The organism is Pantoea agglomerans (genome assembly GCF_020149765.1).
GTDB lineage: Bacteria > Pseudomonadota > Gammaproteobacteria > Enterobacterales > Enterobacteriaceae > Pantoea > Pantoea alvi.
In genome coordinates this window covers 2,981,359-2,993,344 of sequence record NZ_CP083809.1, presented here as the reverse complement: position 1 = coordinate 2,993,344, position 11,986 = coordinate 2,981,359, and the positions used below count along the sequence as shown (strand labels likewise).

The following is an 11,986-nucleotide window of genomic DNA, read 5'->3' as shown; positions in this document are numbered from 1 at the left end:
CGCTAAAACCCGGGGTCATGCTATGGTACATACATTCACAAATGTATGTAAACTTGCCAGTTCGTAAAAAAAACTCCCTATGGCACGAAAAACCAAAGCCCAAGCACTTGAAACGCGTCATCAAATTCTTGATGCCGCCCTTGCGTTATTTTCCTGCCAGGGCGTCTCCACCACCTCGCTTGCGGATATCGCAGCAGCGGCCGGCGTAACGCGGGGCGCAATTTACTGGCACTTTAAAAATAAAGCCGATGTGTTACATGAAATCTGGCTGCGCACCGACGCTGGGCTTGATGATGTGGAACTTGAGTATCAGTCAAAATACCCTGGCGATCCACTCTCTGTATTGCGCGCAATGCTGATCTATATCTTTGAAGCAACAGCAAAGGATCCGCAGCGACGCGCGCTGATGGAGATTATTTTCCATAAGTGCGAATTCGTCGGCGAAATGGCGGCGCTGAAAATCATGCAGCAAAGCCTGCTTTCAGAGTGCTATGACAAAATAGAAGATGTTTTGAAAGAGTGCATTGAGGCAGGGCAATTACCCGTGAGACTGAACACCCGCCAGGCGGCGCTGCTGATGCGGGGCTACGTCAACGGCATGATGGAGAGCTGGCTGTTTGCGCCGGAGAGCTTTGACCTGGCGGCGAGCGCGCCGCAAATTGTCGAAGCCTGTATCGATATGCTACGTCTGAGCCCGACGTTAAGCGCGTCGCATCAGCCCTGACGTTCTGCGTCGCGCTTTTTCTCAAAGTCGCGCTGCACGATCGCCAGCGCCGCCAGCACGGTTTCGGCAGGCAAGCGGTTCTCTTCCAGAAGCTGAATTAAGTCTACCGCCAGTTTTATCTCGTCGGGCGCGGTTTCCAGTGACATTTTCGTTCCTTATATACGCAGTTTCGCTGCGACCAGCAGCATGAGTAGCGCGCCGCCCAGCGCAATGCCGAGCGCAGCGGGATGGAGCGTCGCCAGCGATCCGAGATTGTAATAGCTGGCGATATAGCCGCCGACCAGCGCGCCGATCACCGCCAGCACCAGGGTGGCGGCAAGGCCGCCGGGCCGACCGGGAAAAAAGCGCCGCTTCAGCCAGCCAGCGACCGCTCCAGTAATAATCCAGGCGATGATTCCCATTTCAGGCTCCTGATCAGATGGCCTAAGTATAGGCGTCAGTGGGCATCGTCGCGCAGAGAAAGCGCCCAGTTCACCGCGTGAATCGCCTGGCGGCAGCGCGCCATGCGGCCTTCCAGCACCTCAAGATCCTGCTTTAACTGCTGCTGCGCCGCCAGGCTCTCCGCCAGCGCGAGCCGCTGTTCGCGCTGGTCAATCATCGCCTGCAGCCGCCGCTCATACTCGCGGTATTCCGCCAGCTTCTGCTGACGCGGCGGCGTCGCGGGCCGTTCGCGGCGCGGGCGCAGCTGCTGCGTATTCGCTTCGCGCTGCAGGGCGGCAATCTGATTCACCAGCTTCTCCGCCAGCCAGACGCGCTCTGACTCGTTTGCCGAATCGCACAGCAGCTGCAGATTACGCTCTATCTCCTGCAGGTAGTCGGCCAGCCGCGTGCCGCTGGTGGTAAATAGCTGTTTGTCGAAGCGCGGGGTGCGGCAGCGTCCGTCGGGATGCTGGGCGATCTGCGTCTTGAGCGCCGTCAGGCAGGCGGCCAGGCGCTGTTGAGTGGTGGCGGACGCCATTATCTTTTCCTTATCTGTGCTAACGTAGCGCGCATGCAAAAGATCCAGGCAAGGCTATGCAACGTATTTTACTTCTGACTCTCGGCTGGCTGGCCATCATACTCGGCGCGCTGGGCATTGTATTACCATTATTGCCGACCACGCCATTTGTGCTGCTGGCGGCCTGGTGCTTCGCCCGATCGTCGCCGCGCTTTCATCACTGGCTGCTGTGGCGTTCGCCGTTCGGGCGCTATCTGCGCCACTGGCAGCGCCATCGCGCGATGCCGCCGGGCGCGAAAGGTCGCGCTATGGCGCTGACGCTGGTGACTTTTTGCGTTTCGATCTGGCTGGTGAAAATTCTGTGGGTACGCCTGTTCCTTGGCGTAATGCTCTGCTTTTTGCTGCTGATGATGTGGCGTATTCCTGTGGTGGCCGAATCGCCCGACGATCGCGCGCCGCCGCGATAAGGTTGCATTTAGCCGGCCATTTGCTTAGATTTGGGCATCTTCGTGCGTGGCTTCCCTTTTTTTACTCTCTGCGTCTGATTCATTTTGGAATCTGACGCTATGGAAGCTGCGCGATATAAAGTTTTTACCAGGCGTAACATTATGACCGCAACTGCGCAGCAGCTTGAATTCATTAAAGAGAGCATTAAAAGCATTCAGGATTACCCGAAACCCGGGATCCTCTTCCGCGACGTCACCAGCCTGCTGGAAGATCCGCAAGCCTACGCCGCGACCATCGCGCTGCTCGTCGAGCGCTATCGCGATCGGGGCATTACTAAAGTGGTCGGCACCGAAGCGCGCGGTTTCCTGTTCGGCGCGCCGGTCGCGCTGGGATTAGGCGTCGGCTTCGTGCCGGTGCGCAAGCCGGGCAAACTGCCGCGCGCTACCTTCAGCGAATCCTACGAGCTGGAATATGGCACCGATGCGCTCGAGCTGCATAAAGACGCGATTAAGCCTGGCGACGTCGTGCTGGTGGTGGACGATCTGCTGGCGACCGGCGGCACGATTGAAGCGACGGTCAAGCTGATCCGCCGCGCAGGCGGCGAAGTGAAAGACGCCGCGTTTGTCATTAACCTCTTCGATCTGACCGGCGAATCTCGCCTGAAAGCGCTGGGCGTCAACTGCTACAGCCTGGTCAACTTCCCCGGTCACTAAGTGATGATGGCCTCGCCGCGCGCGAGGCCAGCAAGTGATAGGCATTGCCCGCCGTCGCTGTTAAACTACTGCAACGATATACAGGGGTTGCAGCGCGTCTGCGCTCATCTTTCCAACCACATCCAGTGATCGAATCCACATGAGCTATCAGGTACTTGCGCGAAAATGGCGTCCCCAGGCATTTGCTGACGTTGTCGGTCAGGAACATGTCCTGACCGCGCTGGCGAATGGACTGTCACTGGGACGTCTCCATCATGCCTATCTCTTTTCCGGCACGCGCGGCGTGGGCAAAACCACCATCGCGCGCCTGCTGGCGAAGGGACTCAACTGCGAAACCGGCATCACCGCCACGCCGTGCGGCAAATGCGACAACTGTCGCGAGATCGAACAGGGCCGCTTTGTCGATCTGATCGAAATCGACGCCGCGTCGCGCACCAAGGTGGAGGATACGCGCGATCTGCTGGACAACGTGCAGTATGCGCCCGCGCGCGGCCGCTTTAAGGTCTACCTGATCGATGAAGTGCATATGCTGTCGCGCCACAGCTTTAACGCGCTGCTGAAAACGCTCGAAGAGCCGCCGTCGCACGTTAAATTCCTGCTTGCCACCACCGATCCGCAAAAGCTGCCGGTAACTATCCTCTCCCGCTGTCTGCAGTTTCATCTTAAGGCGCTCGACGTTGAGCTGATCCGCAAACAGCTCGACTATGTGCTGCAGCAGGAGCAGATCGAAAACGAACCGCGCGCGCTGCAGCTGCTGGCGCGCGCCGCCGACGGCAGCATGCGCGACGCGCTCAGCCTCGCCGATCAGGCGATCGCCATGGGGCAGGGCGTGGTCAGCAGCCTTGTTGTCAGCCAGATGCTCGGCACCCTGGACGACGAGCAGCCGCTGGGGCTGATCGAGGCGCTGGTGGACGGCAGCGGCGAACAGGTGATGACCCTGCTTAACCAGGCCGCGTCGCGCGGCGTGGAGTGGGAGGCGCTGCTGGTGGAGATGCTGCGTCTGCTGCACCACATTGCGATGGTGCAGCTGCTGCCCGGCTCGCTTAGCGACGAAGAAGAGAGCCACGCGCCGCGTCTGCGCGAACTGGCGCGCGTTGTGCCGCCCGCCGACGTTCAGCTTTACTATCAAACGTTGCTGATGGGGCGCAAGGATCTGCCGCTGGCGCCCGATCGCCGCATGGGCGTTGAAATGACGCTGCTGCGCGCGCTGGCGTTTCATCCGCAGACGGCGATCGCCGAACCGGCGGCGCGTCCAGCTATGACGCCGCAGGCGGAGCCGAGCGCCGTTGCGCCGCAGCCGCATAGTGCCGCCGCGCAGCCGCGTGTTGCCCCCACGCAGCCGCATGTCGCCGCCGCGCAGCCGCAGATGGCACCGCCCGCGCCGCCGCCGGAACGGGTTGCCGCGCCGGTCGAAGCGCCACCGGCCGCCGCGCCGGACGGCTCATTCTCCGATACCACCAGCCAGCTCCTGCAGGCGCGCACTCAGCTGCTGCGCCAGGGGGCCAGCAAACCAAAAAAGAGTGAGCCGGCAGCGTCCCTGACGCGGCCGGCTACCTCCGCGCTGGAGCGCCTGGCCTCAGTTACCGAACGCGCGCAGGCAGCGCGTCCGCGCGAGGCGGCGCCGACGAAAAAAGAGGCGTACCGCTGGAAAGCGCAGTCGCCGGTCGAGGCGGCGCCCGAGCCGGTGGCGACGCCAAAAGCCTTGCGTTCGGCGCTTGAGCATGAGAAAACCCCTGAGCTGGCGGCGCGCCTGATGGAAGAAGCGCAGCAGCGCGATCCCTGGGCGGCGGAAATCGCCGCGCTGCCCCTGCCGAAGCTGGTGCAGCAGCTGGCGCTCAATGCCTGGAAAGAGACGACGGAGCAGGGCGTTTGCCTGCATCTGCGCGCCGCGCAGCGTCATCTGAACTCCGCGTCGGCGCAGCAGGTGCTTGCCGCCGCGCTGAGCAACGCCGCCGGTCAGCCGGTTGAATTGACTATCATTGAAGATGATAATCCTGCGGTATTGACGCCACTTGAGTGGCGGCAGGCCATTTACGAAGAGAAGCTGGCGCAGGCGCGCCAGTCTATCATTAGCGATACGCACATCCAGACGCTGCGCCGTTTCTTCGACGCCGATCTGGATGAAGAGAGTATCCGACCCGTTTGACCACGCTGCCGCTGTCTCATGGATAGCGATGCGGCCTTAGCTGAGAGAGAAAACTATGTTTGGTAAAGGCGGACTGGGCAACCTGATGAAGCAGGCCCAGCAGATGCAAGACAAAATGGCCAAAGTTCAGGAAGAGATCGCCGCGCTGGAAGTGACCGGCGAATCGGGCGCGGGCCTGGTGAAAGTCACCATTAACGGCGCGCACAACTGCCGCCGCGTGGAGATCGACCCCAGCCTGCTGGAAGATGACAAAGAGATGCTGGAAGATCTGGTTGCCGCCGCATTCAATGACGCCGCTCGTCGTATCGACGAAACGCAGAAAGAGAAAATGGCCTCTGTTTCCGCGGGCATGCAGCTGCCGCCCGGCTTCAAGATGCCGTTCTGATGCAAACCAGTCCACTGCTTGAAGCTCTGATGGAGGCGCTGCGCTGCCTGCCCGGCGTTGGGCCGAAGTCGGCGCAGCGCATGGCGTTTCAGCTGCTGCAGCGCGATCGCAGCGGTGGCATGCGGCTGGCGCAGGCGCTGACGCGCGCCATGTCCGAAATCGGCCACTGCGCCGACTGCCGCACCTTCACCGAGCAGGAAATTTGCACCATCTGCGCCAATCCGCGGCGTCAGCAGAATGGGCTTATCTGCGTGGTGGAGAGCCCGGCGGATATTCACGCCATCGAGCAGACCGGTCAGTTTGCCGGCCGCTATTTCGTCCTGATGGGGCATCTCTCTCCGCTGGACGGCATCGGCCCGCAGGATATCGGGCTGGATCGGCTTGAGCAGCGGCTGGAGAGCGAAACCATCAAAGAGGTCATCCTCGCCACCAACCCCACGGTTGAAGGCGAAGCGACCGCCAACTACATCGCCGAGCTGTGCGGCCAGTATGGCGTCGAAGCCAGCCGCATCGCTCACGGCGTGCCGGTTGGCGGCGAGCTGGAGATGGTGGATGGCACCACGCTCTCCCACTCGCTGGCCGGGCGCCACAAGATTACTTTCTGAACGCTTGCCGACGTCGTTAACGACGTCGGCTTGAAATTTTCTGCACCATCCCCACATCAACCTCAACGTTCGTTCAACCTGATTCCGTTGAGGTAACAATGACCATGAAAGGACAAGAGACGCGTGGCTTTCAGTCAGAGGTAAAACAGCTTCTGCACCTGATGATCCATTCCCTCTATTCAAACAAAGAGATTTTCCTGCGCGAGCTAATTTCCAACGCCTCGGACGCCGCTGACAAGCTGCGCTTCCGCGCGCTGTCGGACGCCAGCCTCTATGAAGGCGACGGCGAGCTGCGCGTGCGTCTCTCTGTGGATAAGGACAAACGCACCCTGACGCTGTCGGACAACGGTATCGGCATGCGTCGCGACGAGGTGATTGAGAACCTGGGCACCATCGCCAAATCCGGCACCAAATCTTTCCTCGAATCGCTGGGCTCAGACCAGGCGAAAGACAGCCAGCTGATCGGCCAGTTCGGCGTCGGCTTCTACTCGGCGTTTATCGTGGCGGACAAAGTATCGGTGCGCACCCGCGCGGCCGGTGCCGCAGCAGACGAGGGGGTGTTCTGGGAGTCGGCCGGGGAAGGTGAGTACACTATCGCCGATATCACCAAAGCCGATCGCGGCACCGAGATCACCCTGCATCTGCGCGAAGGCGAGGATGAATTCCTCGACGCCTGGCGCGTGCGCAGCATCATCGGCAAATATTCCGATCACATTGCGCTGCCGGTAGAGATTGAAACCAAAGACGCTGAAAACGACACCACCACCTGGGAGAAGATCAACAAAGCCCAGGCGCTGTGGACGCGCAATAAAGCGGATATCAGCGACGAAGAGTACAACGAGTTCTATAAGCATATCGCCCACGACTTCAGCGATCCGGCCACCTGGAGCCATAACCGCGTAGAAGGGAAGCAGGAGTACACCAGCCTGCTCTATATCCCGTCGCGCGCGCCGTTTGATATGTGGAACCGCGACCACAAGCACGGGCTGAAGCTCTATGTGCAGCGCGTCTTCATCATGGATGACGCCGAACAGTTTATGCCGAACTACCTGCGCTTCGTGCGTGGCCTGATTGACTCCAGCGATCTGCCGCTGAACGTCTCGCGCGAGATCCTCCAGGACAGCCGCGTTACCCAGACCCTGCGCGGCGCGCTGACCAAACGTACCTTGCAGATGCTGGAGAAGCTGGCGAAGGATGACGCCGAAAAATACCAGACCTTCTGGAAAGAGTTTGGCCTGGTGCTGAAAGAGGGACCGGCGGAAGACAGCGCTAACCAGGAAGCGATCGCTAAACTGCTGCGCTTCGCCTCCACCCATAACGACAGCGCCGAGCAGACAGTATCGCTGGACGCGTACGTCAGCCGCATGGTGGAAGGTCAGGAGAAGATCTACTACATCACCGCCGACAGCTACGCCGCTGCGAAGAGCAGCCCGCATCTGGAGCTGTTCCGCAAAAAAGGTATTGAGGTGCTGCTGCTCTCCGATCGTATCGACGAGTGGATGATGAGCTACCTGACCGAGTTCGACGGCAAGCCTTTCCAGTCGGTGAGCAAGGCGGATGAGTCGCTGAGCAAGCTGGCAGACGAAGAGAGCGAAGAGCAGAAAGAGGCGGAGAAGGCGCTGGAGCCGTTCGTGGATCGCGTGAAAACGCTGCTGGGCGACCGCGTGAAAGAGGTGCGTCTGACGCATCGTCTGACCGATACGCCAGCTATCGTCACCACCGACGCTAACGAAATGAGCACCCAGATGGCGAAGCTGTTCGCCGCGGCGGGCCAGGCGGTGCCGGAAGTGAAGTATATCTTCGAGATCAATCCCGACCATCAGCTGGTGAAACGCGTAGCGGATACCCAGGACGATGCACGCTTCGGCGAATGGGTAGAGCTGCTGCTGGATCAGGCGCTGCTGGCCGAGCGCGGCACGCTGGACGATCCTAACCAGTTTATCCGTCGAATGAATCAGCTGCTGACGGCGTAAGCTCGCAGCGACAGAGATAAAGGCCGGTGCTTAAGCACCGGCTTTTTTTTACAGCGGTGCTGTCGCGGGTGGCATGGCCCGATCGCAAAGACGCAAAAAGCGGCATCCATGCCAGCTCGGCCTGCGCCTGCCCTAGCGCAGGACGCTTTGCTCCTCGGGCCATGCCACCCGCGCCTTGAGTTGGGTGCCCGCCTTTAAGTTACACCTGGCCGTGCGCTTTTTGGGCCCCTGCGCTAATGGTTCAGGTTCTAAACAGACCTTACTGCTGCGCCGCCTCGCGCAGCCAGTCGCGAAACAGTGTAATCTCCCCGTCGTGGCGCCGCGACGCCTTCGTCATCATCCAGGTGGCGCGATCGACGCGCACAAAGCCGAGCGGGGCGATCAGCGTTCCGTCTTCAAGCTCGTGGCGCACCAGCAGCCGCGGCGCCACAATCACGCCCAGCCCGTTTTTCGCCGCCTGAATGCCGAGCGTCAGGTTGTCGAAATGCTTTCCCGACCAGAAATTACCCTGTACCTCAGCGTTTTTCGCCCACTCCGCCCAGGCGTGCAGGCGCGTATCGACGTGCAGCAGGGGAAGGGCGGCGAGATCCTGCGCGCTGCGAAAACGCGAGGCGAACAGCGGCGCGCAGAGCGGCCCGGTATAGTCGTCGCCGATCAGCGTCGCGTCGATATCCCCTTCGGGCGGCTGTTCGTAGCTAAGGATCAGCACGTCAATATGCTCGCTGCGCAGCTGGCTTAGCGCCATCTGCCCCTGAAAGTGGATCTCAATATCGGGATAGCGCTGATAAAAGGTGCTGATACGCGGGATCAGCCACTGCGACAAAAAGCTGGGGGCGCATGAGACGGTCAGGTGGTGACGCATACCGGTACGAATACTGGCGCAGGTGGTGGAAAGCTCGCTAAACGCTTTCTGGCAGCTCAGCAGCAGCCGCTCGCCGTGTGAGGTTAACTTTACGCGTCCGTTGGTGCGCACGAAAAGCGGCTTACCCATCCAGCTCTCCAGCTGGCGAATCTGATGGCTGACGGCGCTGTGAGTGACGTGCAGATGCTCGGCCGCCACGCTAAAGCTGCAGTGCAGCGCCGCCTGGTGAAAATGGTGCAGCGCCCTTAGCGGAGGTAGCCGGGTCATACTCATCCCCTGTGTAAAAACCTAACAGGGATTGTCAGTTTATATCATTTTAAAGTCCAGCCGCATTCCGTTAACCTGGCCCGCTGATTATAGCGGGTTGACTGCCAGGCAAAGCTATGCGTGGTCTGGTCTTGCCGCCACGCCCGCCATCACCCGACAAAGAGAAGAGAACCACGACGCGATGGCATTTCACTCATGGGCCGACCGACCTTTCGAGGCGCGAGACCGCTTACGCACCCTGTTATCACGGCATTACCGGCTAGAGCAGTTTGATTTGTTCTTTGCTCCTTCGCTGCATGTGGCGCGCATTCTGCTTTCCCAGCTGTTCCTGCGCCAGGAGCAGATGCGCAATCAGACGCGCTACGCCACGCACTATCCGGTGACGGAGCTGCACGTCTTGCCTGCCGTGCCGCTGATGGCCGGAAATATCAATTTCATCGCGCACGTGGAGCTGCCCCATGGTCGCGTGCGGTCGCTGCTCACCTGCCAGCAGCAGGGCGTGGTCGACGTCAGCGAGAGCTTCGCCAGCGTGCTGCATGAAGAGGTGATCGCTCAGGCTGGCCTCTTCGTTGCGCGCCTCGACCATCATGCCGATCTGCCGGGCGGTCTGGTGCTGGTGGCGCTGCGCACCGCCGACTTCAGCACGCTGGTGCGCAGCGAGCTGCGCCTGTTCGAGCAGGGCCTGCCGCTAAACGCGCCGGTGCTGGCCGCGCTGGGTCGCGTGCGGGAGCCGGACTGGCGTCCTTATAATCACGCCCGCGTCGAGGCGATCGCGCTTAACGCGCCGGTGCTGCTCGCCTCCAGCCATACGCCTGGCATGCCGTTCGCCAGCTTTTCGCTGCCGCAGACGCTGCTGGCTACGCTGAGCCCCGCCAGCGATCTGGAGATAGGGCTGCAGCAGGGCTATCTGCTGGTGCGTGCCAGCCAGCGCGGCGGCGCGCGCAGGCAAACCAACCTGACGCCGCAGATCCTCAGTCGGGTTCAGGCGTTGTTCAGCCCCGGCGGCAAATCTGAAAAAAGAGAGTAGTCGCACCTGCCGGCCGCCGTTTATGGAGAAACGGGCTGCTGCCGCCGGCAAGGAAGCCGCGCCTTTCTTGTGGTGAGCGGGTCATAATGGTATGGTCTTCGCCTTCTAGATTGATCAATGCGATTCGCAAGGGGATTTACGCAATGCGTATTATTCTGCTCGGTGCTCCGGGCGCAGGTAAGGGCACTCAGGCTCAGTTCATCATGGAGAAATATGGCATTCCGCAAATCTCCACGGGCGATATGTTGCGTGCGGCGGTTAAAGCCGGCACCGAGCTCGGCAACCAGGCGAAAGCCATCATGGACGCCGGTAAACTGGTCACTGACGAGCTGGTTATCGCGCTGGTAAAAGAGCGTATCGCGCAGGAAGACTGCAAAAACGGTTTTCTGCTGGACGGTTTTCCTCGCACCATCCCACAGGCGGATGCGATGAAACAGGCCAACATCAAAATTGACTGCGTGCTGGAGTTCGCGGTGCCGGACGAGCTGATCGTCGATCGCATCGTCGGCCGCCGCGTTCATGCGCCGTCAGGCCGCGTTTATCACGTTAAGTACAATCCGCCGAAGGTGGAAGGTCAGGACGACGTCACCGGCGAAGCGCTGACCACGCGTAAAGACGATCAGGAAGAGACCGTGCGCAAGCGCCTGGTAGAATACCATCAGCTGACCGCGCCGCTGATCGCCTACTACAGCAAAGAAGCGGAAGCGGGCAACACCGCTTACCACAAAATCGACGGCACCCAGCCGGTCGCCGACGTCAGCAAGCAGCTGGCGAGCATTCTCGGCTAACGCCGTTGGGGCCGGCAGTGCCAGCCCCTTTTGCAGTAATTGCTTTTCCCTCTCCCGCTTTCCGCTACAATTTCTCCTGTTTTCACGCATCTCCGCTATCAAGGAATAACAATGAGGCAAGACAAGCCCGGCGTGTTACTGGTTAATCTCGGTACGCCAGACGCCCCCACAACTGCCGCTGTAAAGCGCTATCTGAAACAGTTTCTTAGCGATCCTCGCGTGGTCGATACGCCGCGCTGGCTCTGGTGGCCGATTCTTAATGGCGTTATTCTGCCGTTTCGCTCGCCCCGCGTCTCAAAGCTCTACGCCTCCGTCTGGATGGAGGGTGGCTCGCCGCTGATGGTTTATAGCAAGCAGCAGCGCGAAGCGCTGGCGGCGCGCGTCGATATGCCGGTCGAGTTGGGCATGAGCTACGGCAACCCCAGCCTGCAGAGCGCGGTGGACAGCCTGATGACGCAGGGCGTAACGCGCCTGATCGTGCTGCCGCTCTACCCGCAGTTCTCCTGCTCTACCGTCGCGGCGGTCTGGGATGGTTTATACAGCGCCTTTAAAACCGCGCGCACCCTGCCGGATATCAACTTTATTCGCGACTATGCCGAACATCCCGCCTATATCGCCGCGCTGAAAGCCTCGGTTGAGCGCGCCTTTGCGGCGCATGGCCAGCCGGATCTGCTGGTGCTCTCCTATCACGGCATTCCACAGCGCTTCGCCAGAGAGGGGGACGATTATCCGCTGCGCTGCGGCGATACCACGGCACTGCTGCAGCAGGCGCTGGGCCTGCGCGACGATCAAATCATGATGACCTTCCAGTCGCGCTTTGGCCGCGAACCCTGGCTGCAGCCCTACACGGATGAAACCATGCAGGGGCTGGCGAAAAAGGGCATTAAGCATGTGCAGGTGATGAGCCCTGGCTTTGCCTCTGACTGCCTGGAGACGCTGGAGGAGATCAACGAGCAGAACCGTGAGTTCTTCCTGCACGGCGGCGGCGAAAAGTTCGAATATATCCCGGCGCTGAACGCGGATGACGCCCATATTGAGATGATGGTGCAGCTGGTCAACGCGCGTCGTTAAAGCCGCGGCGGAGAATGTGCTATCATCCTCCGCCTGTTTTT

14 protein-coding genes and 1 other annotated feature are annotated in these 11,986 nt (G+C 60.6%); of the genes, 10 read left to right on the top strand and 4 right to left on the bottom strand.

Annotated features, from left to right (window positions below):
* The first annotated feature begins 79 nt into the window (after positions 1 to 79).
* Complete coding sequence (gene acrR, locus LB453_RS17110; RefSeq protein ID WP_224481528.1) at positions 80 to 724, top strand: multidrug efflux transporter transcriptional repressor AcrR; 645 nt, start codon at positions 80 to 82, stop codon at positions 722 to 724.
* Here acrR and rsmS read toward each other — a convergent pair.
* Genes rsmS through priC form a run of 3 tightly spaced genes read right to left on the bottom strand, consistent with a single transcriptional unit; the run spans position 715 to position 1,682 of the window.
* Positions 715 to 870 (bottom strand): pleiotropic regulatory protein RsmS, encoded by a 156-nt coding sequence (rsmS, locus tag LB453_RS17105; RefSeq protein WP_103795073.1) that lies wholly within the window; start codon positions 868 to 870, stop codon positions 715 to 717. The genes acrR and rsmS overlap by 10 nt on opposite strands.
* Positions 871 to 879: 9 nt before the next feature.
* A complete protein-coding gene (locus tag LB453_RS17100; protein WP_103795072.1) occupies positions 880 to 1,125 on the bottom strand; it encodes a GlsB/YeaQ/YmgE family stress response membrane protein in 246 nt (81 codons plus the stop codon).
* A gap of 35 nt (positions 1,126 to 1,160) precedes the next feature.
* A complete protein-coding gene (gene priC, locus LB453_RS17095) occupies positions 1,161 to 1,682 on the bottom strand; it encodes a primosomal replication protein PriC (RefSeq protein ID WP_103795071.1) in 522 nt (173 codons plus the stop codon).
* Positions 1,683 to 1,738: 56 nt separating this feature from the next.
* On the opposite strand from priC, the gene LB453_RS17090 reads away from it, so the two are divergent.
* From LB453_RS17090 to htpG, 6 genes are all read left to right on the top strand, one after another.
* The gene (locus LB453_RS17090; protein WP_033752668.1) at positions 1,739 to 2,128 is read left to right on the top strand and encodes a DUF454 family protein; all 390 of its coding nucleotides are present in this window, start codon (positions 1,739 to 1,741) and stop codon (positions 2,126 to 2,128) included.
* 141 nt (positions 2,129 to 2,269) lie between these two features.
* Positions 2,270 to 2,821: an adenine phosphoribosyltransferase gene (apt, locus tag LB453_RS17085; protein WP_103795070.1), complete on the top strand. Its 552-nt coding sequence runs from the start codon at positions 2,270 to 2,272 to the stop codon at positions 2,819 to 2,821.
* 139 nt (positions 2,822 to 2,960) lie between these two features.
* The gene (gene dnaX, locus LB453_RS17080) at positions 2,961 to 4,967 is read left to right on the top strand and encodes a DNA polymerase III subunit gamma/tau (RefSeq protein WP_103795069.1); all 2,007 of its coding nucleotides are present in this window, start codon (positions 2,961 to 2,963) and stop codon (positions 4,965 to 4,967) included.
* Positions 4,315 to 4,376, top strand: a sequence feature (DnaX frameshifting element). Its footprint overlaps the gene before it by 62 nt.
* A 55-nt stretch (positions 4,968 to 5,022) precedes the next feature.
* Complete coding sequence (locus tag LB453_RS17075; protein WP_103795068.1) at positions 5,023 to 5,352, top strand: YbaB/EbfC family nucleoid-associated protein; 330 nt, start codon at positions 5,023 to 5,025, stop codon at positions 5,350 to 5,352.
* A complete protein-coding gene (gene recR / locus LB453_RS17070) occupies positions 5,352 to 5,957 on the top strand; it encodes a recombination mediator RecR (protein ID WP_103795067.1) in 606 nt (201 codons plus the stop codon). Before LB453_RS17075 ends, recR begins: the two co-directional genes overlap by 1 nt.
* Before the next feature lie 98 nt (positions 5,958 to 6,055).
* Positions 6,056 to 7,930: a molecular chaperone HtpG gene (gene htpG, locus LB453_RS17065; RefSeq protein WP_103795066.1), complete on the top strand. Its 1,875-nt coding sequence runs from the start codon at positions 6,056 to 6,058 to the stop codon at positions 7,928 to 7,930.
* Positions 7,931 to 8,189: 259 nt separating this feature from the next.
* Here htpG and LB453_RS17060 read toward each other — a convergent pair whose 3' ends face one another.
* Positions 8,190 to 9,059: a LysR substrate-binding domain-containing protein gene (locus tag LB453_RS17060; RefSeq protein ID WP_103795065.1), complete on the bottom strand. Its 870-nt coding sequence runs from the start codon at positions 9,057 to 9,059 to the stop codon at positions 8,190 to 8,192.
* Positions 9,060 to 9,240: 181 nt separating this feature from the next.
* Here LB453_RS17060 and LB453_RS17055 point away from each other — a divergent pair, with 181 nt between their 5' ends.
* The 3 genes from LB453_RS17055 (at position 9,241) to hemH (ending at position 11,945) form a co-directional block, all read left to right on the top strand.
* Complete coding sequence (locus LB453_RS17055; RefSeq protein ID WP_103795064.1) at positions 9,241 to 10,086, top strand: DUF6024 family protein; 846 nt, start codon at positions 9,241 to 9,243, stop codon at positions 10,084 to 10,086.
* 143 nt (positions 10,087 to 10,229) lie between these two features.
* Positions 10,230 to 10,874, top strand: a complete 645-nt coding sequence (gene adk / locus LB453_RS17050; RefSeq protein WP_103795063.1) for an adenylate kinase — start codon at positions 10,230 to 10,232, stop codon at positions 10,872 to 10,874.
* Between the two features lie 111 nt (positions 10,875 to 10,985).
* Positions 10,986 to 11,945: a ferrochelatase gene (hemH, locus tag LB453_RS17045; protein WP_103795062.1), complete on the top strand. Its 960-nt coding sequence runs from the start codon at positions 10,986 to 10,988 to the stop codon at positions 11,943 to 11,945.
* Positions 11,946 to 11,986: the final 41 nt, after the last annotated feature.